13 protein-coding genes are annotated in these 18,333 nt (G+C 34.9%); 7 read left to right on the top strand and 6 right to left on the bottom strand.

Going from position 1 to position 18,333, the window contains the following annotated elements; genetic code table 11:
* Positions 1-187: 187 nt before the first annotated feature.
* A complete protein-coding gene (locus tag ASE40_RS02295; protein ID WP_057115188.1) occupies positions 188-1,450 on the top strand; it encodes an ABC transporter permease in 1,263 nt (420 codons plus the stop codon).
* Positions 1,447-2,802, top strand: coding sequence for a hypothetical protein (locus tag ASE40_RS02290; protein WP_057115187.1), 1,356 nt, complete (start codon positions 1,447-1,449; stop codon positions 2,800-2,802). The genes ASE40_RS02295 and ASE40_RS02290 overlap by 4 nt, the downstream gene beginning before the upstream one ends.
* 272 nt (positions 2,803-3,074) lie before the next feature.
* Here the strand turns inward: ASE40_RS02290 and ASE40_RS02285 are convergent, their stop codons facing one another.
* Positions 3,075-4,436, bottom strand: coding sequence for a hydroxymethylglutaryl-CoA synthase family protein (locus ASE40_RS02285; protein ID WP_057115186.1), 1,362 nt, complete (start codon positions 4,434-4,436; stop codon positions 3,075-3,077).
* A gap of 356 nt (positions 4,437-4,792) precedes the next feature.
* Here ASE40_RS02285 and ASE40_RS02280 point away from each other — a divergent pair, with 356 nt between their 5' ends.
* The 4 genes from ASE40_RS02280 (at position 4,793) to ASE40_RS02265 (ending at position 11,007) form a co-directional block, all read left to right on the top strand.
* On the top strand, positions 4,793-5,458 hold the full coding sequence (locus tag ASE40_RS02280; RefSeq protein ID WP_057115185.1) for a succinate dehydrogenase cytochrome b subunit: 666 nt from the start codon (positions 4,793-4,795) through the stop codon (positions 5,456-5,458).
* A gap of 11 nt (positions 5,459-5,469) precedes the next feature.
* Positions 5,470-7,470, top strand: a complete 2,001-nt coding sequence (locus tag ASE40_RS02275) for a fumarate reductase/succinate dehydrogenase flavoprotein subunit (RefSeq protein WP_057115184.1) — start codon at positions 5,470-5,472, stop codon at positions 7,468-7,470.
* A gap of 52 nt (positions 7,471-7,522) precedes the next feature.
* Entirely contained in the window at positions 7,523-8,269 is a 747-nt protein-coding gene (locus ASE40_RS02270; RefSeq protein WP_057115183.1) for a succinate dehydrogenase/fumarate reductase iron-sulfur subunit, read from the top strand.
* Between the two features lie 305 nt (positions 8,270-8,574).
* Entirely contained in the window at positions 8,575-11,007 is a 2,433-nt protein-coding gene (locus ASE40_RS02265; protein ID WP_057115182.1) for a hypothetical protein, read from the top strand.
* Between the two features lie 82 nt (positions 11,008-11,089).
* Here ASE40_RS02265 and ASE40_RS02260 read toward each other — a convergent pair whose 3' ends face one another.
* Positions 11,090-13,381 carry a family 20 glycosylhydrolase gene (locus ASE40_RS02260; RefSeq protein ID WP_057115181.1) on the bottom strand — a complete coding sequence of 764 codons (2,292 nt, stop codon included), beginning with the start codon at positions 13,379-13,381 and terminating at the stop codon, positions 11,090-11,092.
* A gap of 158 nt (positions 13,382-13,539) precedes the next feature.
* On the opposite strand from ASE40_RS02260, the gene ASE40_RS02255 reads away from it, so the two are divergent.
* The gene (locus ASE40_RS02255) at positions 13,540-14,316 is read left to right on the top strand and encodes a DeoR/GlpR family DNA-binding transcription regulator (RefSeq protein WP_057115180.1); all 777 of its coding nucleotides are present in this window, start codon (positions 13,540-13,542) and stop codon (positions 14,314-14,316) included.
* Here the strand turns inward: ASE40_RS02255 and ASE40_RS02250 are convergent.
* From ASE40_RS02250 to ASE40_RS02235, 4 genes are read right to left on the bottom strand one after another with little or no spacing between them, the layout of a single operon-like run.
* Positions 14,313-15,383 (bottom strand): dipeptidase, encoded by a 1,071-nt coding sequence (locus ASE40_RS02250; protein ID WP_057115179.1) that lies wholly within the window; start codon positions 15,381-15,383, stop codon positions 14,313-14,315. The two genes, ASE40_RS02255 and ASE40_RS02250, sit on opposite strands and share 4 nt — an antisense overlap.
* Positions 15,384-15,395: 12 nt before the next feature.
* Positions 15,396-16,487 carry a D-TA family PLP-dependent enzyme gene (locus ASE40_RS02245; RefSeq protein ID WP_057115178.1) on the bottom strand — a complete coding sequence of 364 codons (1,092 nt, stop codon included), beginning with the start codon at positions 16,485-16,487 and terminating at the stop codon, positions 15,396-15,398.
* Between the two features lie 39 nt (positions 16,488-16,526).
* Positions 16,527-16,994, bottom strand: a complete 468-nt coding sequence (locus tag ASE40_RS02240) for a RidA family protein (RefSeq protein WP_057115177.1) — start codon at positions 16,992-16,994, stop codon at positions 16,527-16,529.
* Between the two features lie 4 nt (positions 16,995-16,998).
* Positions 16,999-18,318, bottom strand: a complete 1,320-nt coding sequence (locus ASE40_RS02235; RefSeq protein ID WP_057115176.1) for a GntP family permease — start codon at positions 18,316-18,318, stop codon at positions 16,999-17,001.
* Between the last annotated feature and the right edge of the window lie 15 nt (positions 18,319-18,333).

Genomic DNA, 18,333 nt, shown 5'->3' with positions numbered 1-18,333 from the left:
GGCAATCAAAAATATACTGAACAGCATAAAAAGGATTGATTGCTTGTTTGTGCTGTGGCCTTTATCAAGGCTTAAAACTTTTACAAAGGTTTTGAAATGCTGAAATTCAAAAATCATTTTTAGCAATATTTTTCGAGTTAAATTTTTTTTAATAGTTTTGAGCAAATTCCTACATCAAAATTTTAATATGGATCGTAAAACCAGATTTTTTAAAAATGCCGTAATACTACAATTTATACCCCTTCTTTTACTTTGTCTTTTTATTGTTTCCAATTTTAGAGAGCAAAAAATACTGAAAATTAGACAACTTCATCCTTACGAATTTAATTATGGCGAATTGTTGCCTTTAATTTTTTTTGCTGTCTGCTGTATGGTTGCCCTTTTTACTTTGTTTCCAAAAACGCCAGATGCTCCAGAAGATGATGAAGAAATTTTGAAAAGAAAACGTAAACAGAACTTTTGGAAATTTGCCTTCTATTGCAACGTTTTTTTATTGTTCGTTATTGGTATGTTTTCAGTATTGGTTTTTCAAAAAGATGCTTTAATTATTGATCAGCCGATTCATTTTTATGCAATAATTTTTTCTAGATTCCTGCTAGTTATTATAATCAGTTTGGTTGTGGCCTCTTTTTTATTAGCGGCTGGTCTCTATTGGAAAATAAATAAATCATTGGCTACGGTTATCTTGATATTTAGTTTCTTAATCCTAACTGTTTCGACTGTTTTTGAATTGGTTTTTGTTTCAGTATTTATAGAAAATTCAGAAAGACATTTTATTGCTAAAGCACAAAAACAAACTGGAAATCAAGAAGAAGTTTATGAAGATTATGGCGAAAGCGAAGAAGCTGACGGCGAAAGCGAAAACACTGCCACTTTGTTGTATGAATCTTGGATTTCTTTAATTGAGAATTGTGGTGGAACCGATGGTAAAGAACAATTTTTTAATATTAGAAATTTGATCGAAATAGCACAGCAAGAACAAATTTCTTATAAAGATGATTATTATCTCCTCAATTTCATAGATAATTTAAGAAATAAACCTGATGAGATTTATTCTGAATTTGAAACATTTAAACCTGTATTCTACAGCGCTGTATCCGAAAATACCTATCGCAGGGCTCATTTTGATAAAATTGTAGAAGGATTATTATTGGCTCACGAAGATATTGGTGGTGAAAAAGATTTGCTTAGTGAAATGTACAAAGTAATGAAGTCCAATGCAAAAGACGAAGGAGATAACACTGATTTTTTTGAAACCTTTGAATATAATTTTTCTGAAGAAACGGTTAGAAAACTTTATGCTTTAAAAGTTTCCAACGATTTTTATTTATCATCCGATATGAGATGGTTCTATGGCTTTTGGGCCAGAAGAAATAATGAAGGGAATTTGAAAGAGGTAGCCTTGATTTTAAAAGAAATAAAAGAACATTATGAAAATTCTGAAGAATGATAAAATCGTATAAAATAATTTTAATAGTTCAGTTTTTCATACTTGTCGCACTAGGTTTTACCTTTTATAAGGTAGAGTATGACGAATATTTTTCGATAATTACAAAAATCCCATTATTCTTAATTGGCTTTTTTCCTCTTATTTTATTAGGTATCTCTATTCTAGTACAGCGATTAGTATTAACAGTTATTTATTCTGATTCATCAAAAAATCATTCTGAAAAAGAAGATGAAGATAGATTTTGGACCATTTCTTTTTTTACATATGTAATTTTTGGGAGTTTTATGTTTTTAACTTCTCTCATTGCTTTTGCTTTAAGTTTCAGAAGTGCAGCAGAAGAGTATAAAGTTTTTATTTTAAAGCTCTGTATTTTCATAGTTCTTTTAATAGCAGTAAGCTTAATTATTGGTCTTTTTTTAAAGGTAAAAGAAAAGGTTAATGAGGTAAGTAAAATGCTCAGTGCTTTAATGATTTTTCTTTCGCTAATTCTTTTTGGAGGTGCTTTCTTTATTGGGGTTGGAAACATGGCTACTTCGGAACTTTATTTAAATGTAATGTTTGACGCTATAAAAGTAATGCCGTTAGTAGATGAAAGACTGGCCGTAATTGATAGCAGTACTGTAGAAGACACTGAAGTAATTGGATCAGGAATGAAATATGTAGAGGATTATTATGGTTTTAGAGATATGAATACCTCTAATATAAAATCTACTGGATTTTTGAGGAATCGATATGATGAAGAATATAGCGATTCTAGAATAAGTAACGAGATAAAATTTTTTTTCGCAGATTTTTTGTATTTAAGGAAAAACCAGTCTTTAACAGGTTATAGAAATGAAACTAAAATTGGGTTACATGCTGATGAATATGTATATGAAACGAAGTTTATCGCGGATAAGTTAAGAGAGAATCCTGATGTACTTAGAGATGCATATGAAAGTTACAGACCAATTTTGTTTGCGCTCTTGTCAAGAAGTATATATAACGATTCAAATGTAGATTTACTTATAGAGGTTTTGATTTCGAGCAGAGATGATATTTCGCGTGCTGAAAATGAAAATAAAGGTGAAATTGAAGTACTAGATATGATTTATAAAACAATGACTTCTGATGCTGAAAAAGAGTTTCCAAATGATCATTTTAGTCAAATTAGTCCTTTTGTTTCAAAAAAAACATGGGGTTTGATCAAGAGAAATTCTAAGCAAAATAGAAAAACTGACTATAATACTAAAGCGACAGCAGTTTGGATTTACAGCTTTTGGGCAAGAAGAAATCAGGAAGGAAATATGGATGTCACTTATGCGATATTAAAAGATGTTAAAAAACATTATGAAGTTATTGATTCTCAATGATTTTTATAAAAGACCGCTCTATGGAATAAAAAAAGGTTTCTGTAGTTTTTGACAAAATTTTTAGCGTAATCTTGTCATTTCGACTGAAGGAGAAATCACACTAGAAATTCCGCATGTAAAATCGCCAATCTTTTTAGAGCTACTAGCGTGTCCTTCGACTTCGCTCAGGATGACAAACTGTATGGTATAAAAACAAAAAACCGAAGCAAATCGCTTCGGTTTTTTTATTGGAATCTGGTCCCGAAGCCTCGGGATAAAAAATTTAGAATTTCTTAATCAACCCATTTATAATATCTCGCCCCAATCAAAACTGGAATCTCTTTTTCGATTCGATCTAAAACCCATTCGTTTTTAGGAGTTCTTACACTTTGTTTTTGTTCTTTTTTATGAAGACTTTCATATGTATTGAAATCAATTTCTACGCTTTCAGCTAAATTTTCAAAAAGATTTACATTGGCCAAAGCCGATTTCCATTCTGGCTGAATCGTTCCTTCAAAAACTTTCGATTTCGATCCGCTTCCGTAAGCCAGGAAACCAAATTTAGTTCCGTCAACTTCTTTATTGGTATCATAAAAATGAGCCAAAGTAGATAACAGTCCCATGAAAATAGAACCTGTATAAAGATTTCCGATTAAAGAAGAAGCCAATTCTGCAGGTTGTAATTTCTCAGTTACAAAACTTTTGTAATCGTCAGATTTTGCTACTTCCTTAATTTTAACTTGATAATCTGCAGGTGCAATATCATCGGCAATAATTTTTTCGGCACTATCTAAAGCATAGATTTCAGATAACATCCTTCTTCCTTGGAAAGAATATGGCAAGTGCATCACAATAGTGTGCCAAGTGTTGTATAAAGTTTCGGTCGTGTTTTTTAATTTTTTAAATGAAAAGTAAGCATTACGAGTACGATCCATATAACATTGGTTAGAATATTGACCGTCAAAAACGGGCTGGTCTTTGTGGATTTCGATTTCGGCTTCTAAATTGTCAAACCAAGAATCATTGTTAGTGTTTTGTGTAATTTCTTCTTTAGAAATAGTTCTGTAAGGTTTAAAGAAGTCAAAAACACCTTTTGTGCTCGTTGACCAATTATCATCAAAAGCAATAATTTTTGGATTTGAGGTAATCAGCATTGCAACAGCCCCGGCCCCTTGAGTATATTCTCCGCCTGAATTCAAATCGTATTTGGCAAAATCAGTCGTAACTACAATTGCTTTTTTAGTCGGATTTAATTTTACAAAGTCCAGACAGTTTTGTAATGCGTCTACACCGCCAATGCAGGCAAAAGTAAAATCGACAACATCGCATTCTGCTAATGAATCTTCACCAAATTTTTGCTCCATTAAATTAATCAAATAAGAAGCGATTGGTTTTGAACTGTCAATACCGCTTTCGGTACCAACATAGATTCTGCTTATTTCGTTTAGATTGATTTTATTATCAGTAATAAGTCTGGTTAAAGCGTTTGCTCCAAAAACAACCGTGTCCTGATGAACGTCTGGGAAAGTCATTTTTAGTAATCCGAGACCTTTTTCTAATTTTTCTGGTTCAATATTTCTGGCAGCCGCCAAAGTTTTTATGGGTAAATGTATGTTTGCTACATCAAAAGAAATAGCATCAATTCCTGTTTTCATTCTTATTTTTTTGAGCCGCTAAAGGTAAAACTATGTTGCGGAATGACAATTTTTTACTCAGACAAAATTTATGCGCAGTGAAACTTTTAAAGAAAATAAATCAAAACTTTGAATAAAATAGCAATATGATAATTTTTGATAATCTACTTAGAATTGATTTCTCTCGATTTTACTTAGAAAACAGTGGTTTGAGAATTGCTATAGTGAATTATTTTTTAGCAGTATATTTTTTGTACGTAAAAATACGTAGAACTAGGCTATTTTAAAATCATTATAAATAACAACGAAATGGTTGTAGTTCTTTTGTAATTGAGTTATTTTTGTCTAATTTTTTAAAACAAACTACTTAAACACTTATGGCACAATCTGCACAGTTGAATGCTTCCATCTTAAAGAAAGTAGCTATGGCTCTTTCGGGAATATTCTTAATCACGTTTTTAGCGCTGCATGTTTCCTTAAATTTTATTTCTATTATTAGTGAAGACGTTTTCAATGAGGCTTCTCACTTTATGGGATACAATCCGCTGATACAATATGTAATGCAGCCAGTTTTGGCATTTGGGGTAATTTTCCATTTCGTTATGGGATTTGTTCTAACAGCTCAAAACAGCGCAGCAAGACCAATTGCGTATGCAAAATACAACGGAGCGGCAAATGCTTCTTGGAGTTCTAGAAATATGATTATTTCTGGATTGGTTATCTTGGCATTCTTAGGATTGCATTTTTATGATTTTTGGTTTCCTGAAGTTAACTATAAGTATATAGCAGGAGAAGTACCAAATGCTACAAGGTATTATGGAGAGTTAGTTCATAAATTTCACGATCCAATCCGTACAGGATTATACTGCGTGTCTTTTGTCCTTTTAGGATTCCACTTATGGCACGGGTTCGCATCTTCTCTTCAATCAATGGGGATGCACAACAAATATTCAAGATTTTTAGCAAAAGTAGGTTACTGGTTCGCAGTTGTTGTTCCAGCACTTTTCGTAATTATCGCATTATTTCATCATTTCAATAATTAATATCAATTATAATGGCATTAGATTCAAAAATTCCAAATGGTCCTATAGCGGACAAATGGACAAATTATAAAGATCATATTAATTTAGTAAACCCTGCTAACAAACGTAATTTAGATATTATTGTAGTTGGTACAGGTTTGGCTGGAGGTTCTGCTGCGGCTACTCTAGCTGAGTTAGGATATAACGTAAAAGCATTTTGTTTCCAAGATTCACCACGTCGTGCGCACTCTATTGCTGCACAAGGGGGTATCAATGCGGCAAAAAATTATAAAGGTGACGGTGACTCAGTTTACAGATTGTTCTACGATACTGTAAAAGGAGGTGACTACCGTGCACGTGAGGCAAACGTTCACCGTTTGGCTGAAGTTTCTGCAAATATTATTGACCAATGTGTGGCTCAAGGGGTGCCATTGGCTCGTGAATATGGCGGACTTTTAGATAACCGTTCATTTGGGGGAACTTTGGTTTCTCGTACATTTTATGCACAAGGACAAACTGGACAGCAATTATTGTTAGGAGCTTATTCTGCAATGAACCGTCAGATTGGTCGTGGAAAAATTAAAATGTACAACCGTCACGAAATGCTGGATTTAGTAATCGTTGATGGAAAAGCGAGAGGTATTATCGCTCGTAACTTAATCACTGGAGAAATAGAAAGACATTCTGCTCACGCGGTAGTAATTGGTTCTGGAGGATACGGAAACGTATTTTTCCTTTCAACAAATGCTATGGGAAGTAACGCAACAGCAGCTTGGAAAATTCATAAAAAAGGAGCGTTTTTTGCAAATCCTTGTTACACACAAATTCACCCAACATGTATTCCAGTTTCTGGAGATCACCAGTCAAAACTGACTTTGATGTCTGAGTCTTTACGTAATGACGGTCGTATTTGGGTTCCTGCAAAATTAGAAGATGCTCAGGCAATTCGTGAAGGAAGAAAAAAAGCAACTGATTTATCTGAAGAAGAAAGAGATTATTTCTTAGAAAGAAGATATCCTGCTTTTGGTAACTTAGTACCTCGTGACGTTGCGTCTCGTGCAGCTAAAGAAAGATGTGATGCTGGTTTTGGAGTTAACAAAACTGGAGAAGCAGTTTACTTAGATTTCGCTGCAGCGATCAAACGTTACGGAACTGAAGAAGCTTACGTAAAAGGTTTAGATGCTAATGATGCCGCTTTGGTTACGAAATTAGGAACTGCAATTGTAAAAAGTAAATATGGAAACTTGTTCCAAATGTACTTGAAAATTGTAGACGAAGATCCTTATGTAACACCAATGATGATTTACCCAGCGGTACACTACACAATGGGTGGAACTTGGGTTGATTATAACTTAATGACTACAATTCCTGGATGTTTCTCAATTGGAGAATCTAACTTCTCTGACCACGGAGCAAACAGACTTGGAGCTTCTGCTTTGATGCAGGGATTAGCTGATGGATATTTCGTACTTCCTTATACTATCGGAGATTATTTAGCTCCAGATATTAAAATGGGTCCAATTTCTACAGACTTACCAGAATTCGTTGAAGCTGAAAAAAATGTAAAAGATCAAATCGACAGATTTATCAACAATAACGGAAAGCATTCTGTAGATTATTTCCATAAAAAATTGGGGAAAATCATGTGGGATAAAGTAGGTATGGCTCGTAACGCTAAAGGTTTAACTGAGGCTATCGAAGAAATTGCTGCTTTACGTGAAGAGTTTTATAGAGATGTAAAAGTTCCTGGAAGCGCTAACGAATTTAATCAGGAATTAGAAAAAGCGACTCGTGTTGCCGATTTCCTAGAATTAGGAGAATTGTTCGCGAAAGATGCTTTACACCGTAACGAATCTTGTGGTGGTCACTTCCGTGAGGAATATCAAACAGAAGAAGGAGAAGCACTTCGTGATGATGAAAACTTTGCATACGTTGCAGCTTGGGAATACAAAGGAAAACCAAGTGACGCCGTATTACACAAAGAACCTCTTAATTACGAAAACATTAAATTAGTTCAAAGAAGCTATAAATAGTATTTGAAAAAAGTCTTGATACTTATTTCTTAATACTTAATACTTATACAAAATGAAACTTACATTAAAAATATGGCGTCAAAAAAACGCCCAAGATAAAGGGGGAATCGTTGAATACCCAATCGACGGAATCGAACCAGATATGTCTTTCCTTGAAATGCTTGATGTTCTTAACGAACAATTGATCAATAGAGGAGAAGAGCCAGTAGCATTTGATCACGATTGTCGTGAGGGAATCTGCGGAATGTGTTCATTATTCATTAATGGAGAAGCACACGGACCAGACAGAGGTGTTACAACTTGTCAATTACACATGCGTATGTTTAAAGATGGTGATACAATTTTTATCGAGCCATTTAGAGCAAAAGCTTTCCCAGTAATTAAAGATTTAGTTGTAGACAGAAGTTCTTTTGACAGAATTCAACACGCAGGTGGATTTATCTCTGTAAATACTTCAGGAAATACAATCGATGCGAATACAATTCCAATTAACAAACACGATGCAGATAAATCATTTGATGCTGCTGCATGTATTGGTTGTGGAGCATGTGTTGCAACTTGTAAAAACTCATCGGCAATGTTATTCGTTGCGGCAAAGGTTTCTCAATATGCATTATTGCCACAAGGTAAAGTTGAAGCAGTTGATCGTGTTTTAAACATGGTACACCAAATGGATCACGAAGGTTTTGGTAACTGTACAAATACAGGAGCTTGTGAAATCGAATGTCCAAAAGGAATTTCTCTTGAAAATATTGCACGTATGAACCGTGAGTATTTAGCAGCAAGCTTGAAAGGATAATAAAAATCCAATTACTATATAAAAAACGCATTCATTTTTGAATGCGTTTTTTTTTGTGATCTATTTGAATGTCAATCCTGCTTAAGGTCATATGTTCTACCGTAGTAATTTTTATAATGGTGCAGTTTTTTTGTAGCATTTTATAATTTGAAACCAACTAGCATTCTCAAATTTTGATTTTTTGTAAGTCAAAGTCTAATTTTAACCAACAGATTTACAGTGTAAAAGCAGTGTTTTTAATCCACGTGCTGTTTTGAGGAGCAAAAAGATAATTTCAATTTATAAAGCAATCTAATTCTAATATTATGAAAAAGATTTTAGTACTAATTACATGTTGCGCCTACATTCTTTTATCTTGCAAAAAAGAGAAAGATGTCGATGATCAAAAAATGGCTGTAGCCGATCAGAAAGATTCTACAGATATTGCTGATAATGGCTGGCCGCGCGAGATAACAAATAATGGGACAAAACTGGTTTATTATCAGCCGCAGGTCGATAGCTGGGATGACCACAAGGAAATTAAAGCAAGACTAGCTTTTTCATTAACTCCTAAGGATGGAAAGCAAGTTTTGGGTGTTGCATCTTTACAAGCGTCAACTTTAGTAGATAAAGACAGTCGAAGTGTTTTCTTTAAAGATATTAAAGTAACCGATGTTCGCTTTCCATCTCTTGATGAAAAAAAGATTCCCGAAATGGAAAAGCTATTCAAAGAAACACTTCCGAAAGGAGGTGATCCCGTTTCTGTGGATCGTATCCTGGCAGATTTAGATAAAACTACAAGTCCTGCGAAAGGAATTGCTGCGCAAAATACTCCACCGCCGATTTTTTACAGTTCAAGTCCAGCAATATTGCTAATTGTTCAGGGAGAACCTGTTTTGGTTCCTGTAGAAAAATCAGAGATCCAGTATGTGGTAAATACAAATTGGGATTTGTTTTTTGATAAAACTACTAGTGATTATTATTTACTTGCCGAGAATATTTGGCTGAGCTCTAAAAAACTTGACGGTAAATGGACAAAAGCGACAAAACTTCCAGATGGTTTGAAAAATCTGCCATCGGGACAAAATTTCGACGAAGTTAAAAAAATGATTCCGCCTCCAGAATCAGGTACTGCGCCAAATGTTTTCTTTAGCAAAGTACCTGCTGAATTAATCTTAGTAAATGGCCCTCCAAAATTTGAAAAAATACCAGGCACTCAATTACTGTATATTGATAATACAGAAAATGATGTTTTTGCCAATGAAGCGCAGGGACAATATTATGTGCTTTTATCAGGAAGATGGTTTGGTTCTAAAAGCTTGAACGGACCGTGGAGCTATGCAGGGAATAATCTTCCAGCCGATTTTGCCAAAATTCCAAAAGATTCTCCAAGGGCAAGTGTTTTGGCTTCTGTTCCTGGAACTCAGGAAGCAAAAGATGCCGTAATGTTAGCGCAGGTGCCCACAACTGCAATAGTAAACAAAGCTGATGCAGAAGCAAAAGCAAAAGTCGTTTACGATGGTACGCCTCAATTTAAACCAATCGAAGGAACAAAAATGCAGTATGCCAGCAATACGCAGGAAAAAGTCATAAAAGTGGGTGATCTATATTATCTGTGCTTTCAAGCTGTGTGGTTTATGTCTACAAGTCCAAACGGACCTTGGAAAGTTACAAATTCTGTTCCCAAAGAAATTTATACCATTCCACCAAGTTCGCCTGTTTATAATGTAACATATGTTACTCAAACTAATGTGACTGATACAACTGTAGAAAGTAATACAACTGCAGGTTATTTTGGAGCCTTTATAATAGGAGCAACTGTTGGTGCAATTTTAACTTATGGTACAGGATATTACTACCCGCCTTATTATTACTACGGAGGATTGTATCCAATTTATCGACCATGGCCATGTACTTATGGAGCGGGAGCCGTTTATAATCCGTGGACAGGGGGCTGGGAAGCCGGAAGAAGGGTTTACGGACCTTACGGTGCTGCTGGAACATCTGCTTGGTATAATCCAGCAACAGGCAGGTACGGACGTTCTGCAAGTGTGCAAGGGTGGTACGGAGGTAGGACTGCGGCCAATACTTATAATCCGTGGACAGGAAATTACGGGCAAACTATTCAGGGACATAATGCTTACGCACAATGGGGTCATTCGGCTGCAACAAACGGACATGATTGGGTTCAAACGGGGCATGTCACTACAAGACGAGGCACCGCGGTTGGGTATGAAACTTCTGGTGGAAATAAAGGCGTTATCACCCATAGAAGAGGCGGCGGAACGACTATTCATACTAATAACAATATGTACGCAGGACATGACGGACATATTTACAAAAGAGATCAAAATGGCAATTGGAGTCATTATAATAATGGAAATGGAGGCTGGACTCAAGCTGGAACTCTCGGTGGATCACAGCGTAAAGCTGATAAACCAGATCTTAATAACTTACCGAAAAGGGATAGAGAATCGGGACTGGCAAATAAACCTTTAGGAGAAAACAATCGTCTCGGGGATCGTGCTGATAATTTTCCAAAAGCAGATCAGACATTGGGTAGACCAGAAAAACCTTTAGGTGAAGCTGGAGGACAAAATGTAACAAGAGATCTGGATCATTTTGAAAACTCTAGATCACAGGGTGAAGTGAGAAATCAAAATTTCCAAAACTTTAGAAACAACAGCAATTTTAGAAATAACGGAGGCCAATTTGGCGGCGGCGGTTTTAGGGGCGGTGGTTTTAGAGGTCGAAGATAATTCTGTCCTATATAAAAAAAGAAAGGTTGTTACTAACAATTGTAACAGCCTTTCTTTTTTTAGTTAATTACGTGTTTTTTATTTATTCATAAAATAACTGCGATGCTGTAATTTCTTCTTTCTTTTTTCCTTCTTTCTGAATAAAACAATTTAAAATTGTACCGCCGGTTAAGTCAAAATAACTGATGTTGATTTTATGAAAACCTTTTTCTAGTTTAACTGCTCCGTAAGCTTCATTTGCCCAATGAATATCGTCATTATCAACAATCAATTCATCATCAATAAAAAGCTTCGATCCGTCGTCTGAAAGGGTCGAAAAAGTATAATTTCCAGTTTCAGGTATAAAGATGTATCCGTTAAATTTTAAACCAATATAACGTTCTAATTTTGTTTTCCATTTTTCAACGCTGATTTTGCCTTCAAAAATTCCTGTCGCTGCAGGTTTTGAAAGCTCCAAATCCAGAACTTGTTTAAATGTTCCTGTATAATATTCATATTTCAAACCATTTTTCTTAGGCTGAATGGCCAAGGCTGATTTTAAATCTGGATTTCGAACTATGATTTTATTAATGGAACTTCTTTTACCGCTTTCGCTGATTTGAATCGTTTTGATGATTCGATATTCTCCTTTTGGAATATTTATGAGCACTGGATTTTGATACAATTCTGCCGTTTCATCAGGATTATAACCGTCAATTGTATAAAAGATCTTTCCGTTTTTTATAGTTGGTTTTAAATCTAAAATATATTTTGATGCAATTAAAGCCATTTCATCAGCACCAAATGGCGTCGGAACTTTATACAATCGATCTTCTAATTCTAACTTTTCTAAATGATAGGGCAGTTGATTTTGAATAAAATGGTTGTAGTTTTTATTTTTTGGTTCTGTCCAAGCGATTTCTGCTAAAGCCAAAACACGCGGATAAAGCATATAATTCAATTTTGCTGGGCTAGTTAAATATTCTGACCAAAGATTGGCTTGAACTCCGATAATATATTTTTGTTCTTCAACCGATAAACTGTCAACCGGAGTTGGGTTGTAGTTGTATACTTTTTCTAAAGTACTTAATCTGCCAACGGTAAGCGGTTCATTTGGAGAATATCCCTGATTGTAATCAAAATAAACCGTTCCTTCTGGTGTCATTACAACTGGGTGTTTCAGTTTTGCCGCATGAATTCCGCCCGATTCTCCACGCCAAGACATAACGGCAGCGTTTGGGGCGAGTCCACCTTCGAGGATTTCATCCCAGCCAAAAATCTGTCTTCCATTAGCATTCAAGAATTTTTCAATTCTTTTAATAAAATAACTCTGTAATTCATGCTCATCTTTTAAACCTAAAGCTGTAATTCTCTTTTGGCAATTTGGGCAGGTTTTCCATCTTGTTTTTGGGCATTCGTCTCCACCGACATGAATATTTTTACTTGGAAATAATGCCATGACTTCGGTTAAAACATCTTCTAAAAAAGTAAAAGTTTCATCTTTTCCCGCACAAAATACATCTTCAAAAACACCCCAAGATTCTATAACTTTATAATTTCGATCTGGAAAACAAGCTAAATTTGGATATGCTGTAACGGCGGCAGAAGCATGGCCCGGCATTTCGATTTCTGGAATAACATTCACGTAATTTTCTTCGGCAAATTTCACAACATCTTTAATTTCTTCCTGAGTGTAAAATCCTCCGTATGGATTTCCGTCGAAAAAAAATGGCGATCGTTCAAATTTATTTCCCACTAAAGTTTGAGCTCTTTTTGAACCAACTTCGGTCAGTTTCGGATATTTTTTTATTTCGATCCTCCATCCTTGATCGTCGGTTAAATGCCAGTGAAAATTATTTAATTTATAGCTGGACATTTGTCTGATAAAATCTTTTATGACAGCAACAGAGAAAAAATGACGGCAGACCTCTAAATGCAGGCCTCGGTAAGAATATCGGGGTTGATCTTCAATAATTAGGCAGGGAAGTTTGATTTCTTTTGAAATTTTGTTTGGAAGAAGCTGCAGTAAAGTTTGAACTCCATAAAACAACCCTTCTTCTTTTCCTGAAACTATAATTTTTTTAGAAGTAATTTCGATTTTATAGGCTTCTTTTGATGTGAAATTCACATTTGTATTAAAGTCAATTTTTACATCTGATTTCTTTGAAGCAGTTTGAGAATTGAAAGCCGTTTCTAAAATTTGAGCCGATTTAAATTCCCTTTCACTGTAATTTTTATTCACAAAATTGATTTGAACTTTTCCAATTATACGAATACTGTCTCCTGTTAATTTGTAGAAATTTGGAGATGGAATAATAGAGTTATTCTGCTGGAAATTTTGTGCGGTTCCATTTAAAAAAGAAAGAACAAAAAAGAGGTAAAGGAATTTTTTCATAAAAGAAAAACTTTAGAATTTATTAAAATGGAGTTTTAAAGATAGTAAATGGTTTTAAAATCAGATTTTTAAATTTTTTTATTAATAATCGAGCTTTTGGTTTCAATGAATTATTTACTGAAATGTTTATTTTTGTAGTAAGAAAAAAAACAATCGGCATGAGCACTGAAAATGAAGTTTTAAATTATAGTAAAGAAGAACGTAAAAATCATATTTTAAAAGAGATCAATCTGCACACGCGTGTAAGTTTTGAAACTCTTTCAGCTAAACTTGGTGTTTCTGAAGATACTATTCGCCGTGATATTAATGAACTCGACGCTGATGCACTTTTGATTAAAGTAAAAGGCGGCGCGATGACCAAGGGATATCACTATTCTTCATCTAACCAGACTTATGCAGTCGAAGCCAAACAGGTTATTGCTCAAAAAGCAGTCGGACTTCTTCATGACGGAATGGTTTTGATTGTTGACGGAGGAACTACCATTCGTGAATTCATCCGATTAATTCCAAACGATCTTAATTTAACCGTTTTTACCATTACAGCTTTAACGGCCGTACAACTTTTAGATAAGCCTAATATTAAAACGATCATGATTGGCGGCAGTATTTCTTCTTACAGTCAAATGTGTGTGAGCGGAGAAGCTTTTCATCAATTAGCCAACATAAAAGCAGATCTTTTGGTTTTGGGAACAAATGCATTAGACGTAGACGGTGGTTATTCTGATTCGGACTGGGAAACTGTTCAGGTAAAAAAAGCAATGATTCAAGCTTCTAAAAAAACGGCAGTTTTGACTATTACAGAAAAATTAAATACAGTTCTCAAAATGAAAATTGCTAATTTATCTGAACTGAATTATGTAATTACCGAAGAAGAACCCAATCACGAAAAATTACAGAAATACAAAAGCGCCGTTCCAAGTCTTATTGTGATCTAATCCCAATGTTTTACTAAAAAATCAATCCAATTTTGATGAAAAATTTTCTTTAAATCTTCATCAGAATAACCGTGATTTTTAAAAATTAAAACCAGTTTTTGTAAATCAGCAATCGTATCTAAATCATACGGACATTGTTCTGTTCCAAAAGCGCCATCCAAATCAGAACCAATTCCGATATGATTTGCATTTCCTGCAAGCTGGCAAATATGATCCATGTGCCGAAAAGCAGTTTCTAAGCTGCAATTCATTTTTTTTGGATCAGAAATTCCTCTTTCCCAATTTGGAACCATCATCCATGCATCTAAAGCGCCACCAATAACAGCTCCTCTTGAAACTAAAGCTTTGATCATTTCATCACTGTATTGCCTATTATGATCAACCAAAGCTCTGCAATTGTTGTGACTTGCCCAAACCGCGCCATTAAAATGATCCAAGGCTTGCCAAAAGGCATCGTCGCACAAATGCGTTGCATCGAGAATAATATTTAAACGCTCCATTTCTTTCAATAATTCGATGCCATTTTGATTCATTTTTCCAGTTGCATCAGTTCCGTTTGCATATCGGCCAGGACCATAATGTGCGGGGCCAACAGCTCTCAATCCGTAATTATAGGCTTTTTCTAAATAAGAAATATCGATTATAGAATCTGCTCCTTCTAAACTCAAAATATATCCAATTGGTTTTTGGTCGTTTGGAGTTCCATTATTCCATAAATTAAAATGATTTAAAAGCGATTTTTTATCTGTAATCTGCGTCATTTGCCCAGCTTCTTCCATGCTTTTATACCACGCAAGCTGACCTTGTGTTTGCGACCAAGCTTGTTCTGGAGAATTCCACCCTGGAATAATACTATCAGGTTTTACAAATCTTGCAATTTGTGTGGCGACCACAATTCCGATATTACCTCTTCTGAGATCAGGAAAAGAAACCGTTGCACGTTCGCGATCTGGTTTGTCGGTCATTCCTTTTTCTAAGTTTCGTAAAGTCGGAACATCGTTTCTCAGATCACGATTCCATTCCATCGCATTCATGCTGAGATCTAAGTGGGCATCTAGTATAAACATAGCATTTAAAATTTAAATAGTATTTTTTCGGCCTCGCGCACCAACTGGCCATTGCGCATAAATTTGCTGTTTTTTGTTTACTGCCTGAAGATTATCGTACAAAGCAACAGTCGGGCAGACATGATAAGGTTCCGCATAAATAATATCGCCAATTTCATATTGGTTTTGACCTTTATTTTCAAGAATCAAATGTTCTTCTGAATGTGCGATTGGAATCAAGTTTTCATCATTTAAAATGGTCAATCTTTTATCAATCGGATTTTCAGATGAAACGGCTTTATAGCCAATATCTACGCAAAATGTATTTTTAGTCGGTTTAGAAATTATTGTTCCAACGATTACTAACGCAGGTTTGAAATCTTGTTCAGGTAAATGAATTTGATAATTCGAATCCCAAAAAACAAAAGTTCCCGGACTGCATTCTACATTTTCCTGTGCTGCATAAAATGGAAAAGTATTAGAACCGCCAGCGACAATTTTAAAGCTTTCTGCTTTATTGATAATCTGTTCAAAAGACTTAGAAGCTTCTGAATTTCTTTCTTCAACGGTTCCTTTTATATGGCCATCATAAATATGAATTCCTTCAAACTGAAGATTTTTTAATTGTAAAATAGCATCAATTAAACCAGTCCAATTTTCTGAAATCGAAAAACCAGTTCGGTTCATTCCTGTATTTAAATCTAAATAAACGTAAAGAACGAGATTATTTCTTTTGGCAATTTCGTTTAAATCTGAAGCTGTTTTCAGATTGTCTGCAATAGTTGAAAAATGAGTTTCAGGAAATTTTTTAATTAATGAAATCCATCTTTCCGCTTTTAATCCAACAGGTTGATACGCTAAAAGAATGTCTTCGATCTTCTGATTTGCGGCAAGTTCTGCTTCGGCTATTGTAGCGCATTTGATTTTCTTGATGTTGTAAATTTTAAAAAGCTCTAAAACTTCGGCATTTTTATGTGTTTTAATGTGCGGACGTAATCGTTGTGTGTCGCCTTTTACATAAGAAATCAACTTTTCGATATTTTGACGTACTCGATCTTCGTAAACTGCTAAAAACGGAGTGTCAATAAGTGTTTCGGAATTTATTTTCCACCAGTTCTTTTGCATAAATCTTGGTTTTTAGCAATTTATAAAAGTGTTTTAGGCTTAATACAATTCAAAAAGTGCCTCAACTTCGACAGGAATATTATCAGGAAGCGAACCAAATCCGACTGCACTCCTTACTCCGATTCCGTTTTCCTGTCCCCAAACTTCTGCAAATAATTCGCTGCATCCATTAATCACATAAGGATGTTTTAAGAAATCAGATGTACAATTCACCATTCCTAGCACTTTGATCACTCTTTTGACTTTACTTAAGCTTCCAAAATTGGTTACGATTGTAGAAAGCATTGTTAGTCCAACTTGCCTTGCCGCTAATTTTCCTGCTTCGATATCAATATCTTCTCCAATGCGTCCAATTATTAAAGATTTATCATCCTGCACGGGACCGTGGCCAGATAGATATAGATATTTTCCGTCTACTAAATAAGGTTTGTAAATTCCTAAAGGCTGTGGAGCAGGAGGAAGTGACAGTCTAAGACTTTCGAATTTTTCTTGTGGATTTAAACTCATGATTTTAATGTATTAAAGCGTTTAAAATAAAAATAAATACAATTCCTAAAACAGAAACCATTGATTCCATTACTGTCCAGGATTTAAAAGTGTCTTTAAGACTGATATTAAAATATTCTTTGAACATCCAGAAACTTGGATCGTTAACATGGGAACACATTAAACTTCCAGCGCCAACAGAAAGTACAAAGAGATTGGGGTCGAGATCGTTTGATTGTAGTAAAGGTAGTAAAACGCTGGCAGTCATTAATCCTGCAGCTGTTGCAGAACCCACACAAACACGAATAATCGCCGCCATAAACCAAGCTAATAAGAAGGGGTGAATATTAACTTGGTTTAATGTGGCGACGATAGTTTCATTTACTCCGCTTACAATCATAACTTCTTTGAGACAGCCTGCACCTCCAACAATCAGCACAATTAAAGCAACATCCTTTATGGCCTGTGTATAATCATCCATTACAGAAGACATGCTTCTATTCATTTTAATTCCTAAAGTATAGGTGCAAAGAAGCAGTGAAAGCAGCATAATTATGCTTGGGTCTCCAATGATTTTACATATTGAGATTAATTTTGCATTATTTGAAATTAACGGAAGCAAAGAAGTAATTGTTAATCCAAAAACGGGAAATAAGGCAGAGAATAAACTTAAGCCAAAACTGGGCAGCTTACCTTCATTTGTAATTTCTTCAACATTTAGAATTTCGTGATCAGATTCTGTTTTAATGTTTTTAAAACGAGTTGAGAACCATAAACCAGCAATTAAGATGGTCGGAATTGCAATTATAATTCCGTAAATTAAAACCAAGCCAATATCGGCTTTTAAAATACTGCTCAATGCCATTGGCGAAGGATGGGGAGGAAGAAAACCGTGTGCAACAGAAAGCGAAGCTAGCATTGGTATTCCTAAATAAACTTTTGATAATTTAAATTGATGCGCAACAGAAAAAATAAGCGGGACCAAAAGCACAAATCCAACGCTGTAAAAAAGCGGAATTCCAATTATGAAACCCGTAACCATTAATCCTAAACGAACATACTTTCTGCCTGTCCAATTCATTACGGTTTTAGCAATTACTTTCGCAGCTCCAGATGAAACGGCAAGTTTCCCAATGCAAGTTCCGAAAACAATAATTAATGTTATCGAACCAAGCATTTCACCAAGACCCTTTTGTAAAACGGGCGAAATATTTTCGATAGGCAGACCGAGAAAAAGTGCTGCTAAAAGTGAAGTAATTATAAAGGCAATAAACGGATTAATTTTAAACCAAGCAATCTGTAAAATCAAGAAAATAATGCAAGCTGTGAGTATAAGAATGCTCATGATTTTGTATTGGTT

Origin of the sequence: Flavobacterium sp. Root935 (assembly GCF_001429295.1) — a bacterium.
Classification (GTDB): domain Bacteria; phylum Bacteroidota; class Bacteroidia; order Flavobacteriales; family Flavobacteriaceae; genus Flavobacterium.
Note: the sequence above shows the minus strand (reverse complement) of the source record. Positions and strands in the feature narration are given on the sequence as shown.

What these genes read in the sequence shown, in the direction of transcription:
- ASE40_RS02285 (WP_057115186.1), bottom strand. Translation starts at nt 4,436, where the DNA reads ATGAAAACAGGAATTGATGCTATTTCTTTTGATGTAGCAAACATACAT.
- ASE40_RS02290 (WP_057115187.1), top strand. Translation starts at nt 1,447, where the DNA reads ATGATAAAATCGTATAAAATAATTTTAATAGTTCAGTTTTTCATACTT.
- ASE40_RS02255 (WP_057115180.1), top strand. Translation starts at nt 13,540, where the DNA reads ATGAGCACTGAAAATGAAGTTTTAAATTATAGTAAAGAAGAACGTAAA.
- ASE40_RS02240 (WP_057115177.1), bottom strand. Translation starts at nt 16,994, where the DNA reads ATGAGTTTAAATCCACAAGAAAAATTCGAAAGTCTTAGACTGTCACTT.
- ASE40_RS02280 (WP_057115185.1), top strand. Translation starts at nt 4,793, where the DNA reads ATGGCACAATCTGCACAGTTGAATGCTTCCATCTTAAAGAAAGTAGCT.
- ASE40_RS02295 (WP_057115188.1), top strand. Translation starts at nt 188, where the DNA reads ATGGATCGTAAAACCAGATTTTTTAAAAATGCCGTAATACTACAATTT.
- ASE40_RS02265 (WP_057115182.1), top strand. Translation starts at nt 8,575, where the DNA reads ATGAAAAAGATTTTAGTACTAATTACATGTTGCGCCTACATTCTTTTA.
- ASE40_RS02270 (WP_057115183.1), top strand. Translation starts at nt 7,523, where the DNA reads ATGAAACTTACATTAAAAATATGGCGTCAAAAAAACGCCCAAGATAAA.
- ASE40_RS02235 (WP_057115176.1), bottom strand. Translation starts at nt 18,318, where the DNA reads ATGAGCATTCTTATACTCACAGCTTGCATTATTTTCTTGATTTTACAG.
- ASE40_RS02275 (WP_057115184.1), top strand. Translation starts at nt 5,470, where the DNA reads ATGGCATTAGATTCAAAAATTCCAAATGGTCCTATAGCGGACAAATGG.
- ASE40_RS02250 (WP_057115179.1), bottom strand. Translation starts at nt 15,383, where the DNA reads ATGTTTATACTAGATGCCCACTTAGATCTCAGCATGAATGCGATGGAA.
- ASE40_RS02245 (WP_057115178.1), bottom strand. Translation starts at nt 16,487, where the DNA reads ATGCAAAAGAACTGGTGGAAAATAAATTCCGAAACACTTATTGACACT.
- ASE40_RS02260 (WP_057115181.1), bottom strand. Translation starts at nt 13,381, where the DNA reads ATGAAAAAATTCCTTTACCTCTTTTTTGTTCTTTCTTTTTTAAATGGA.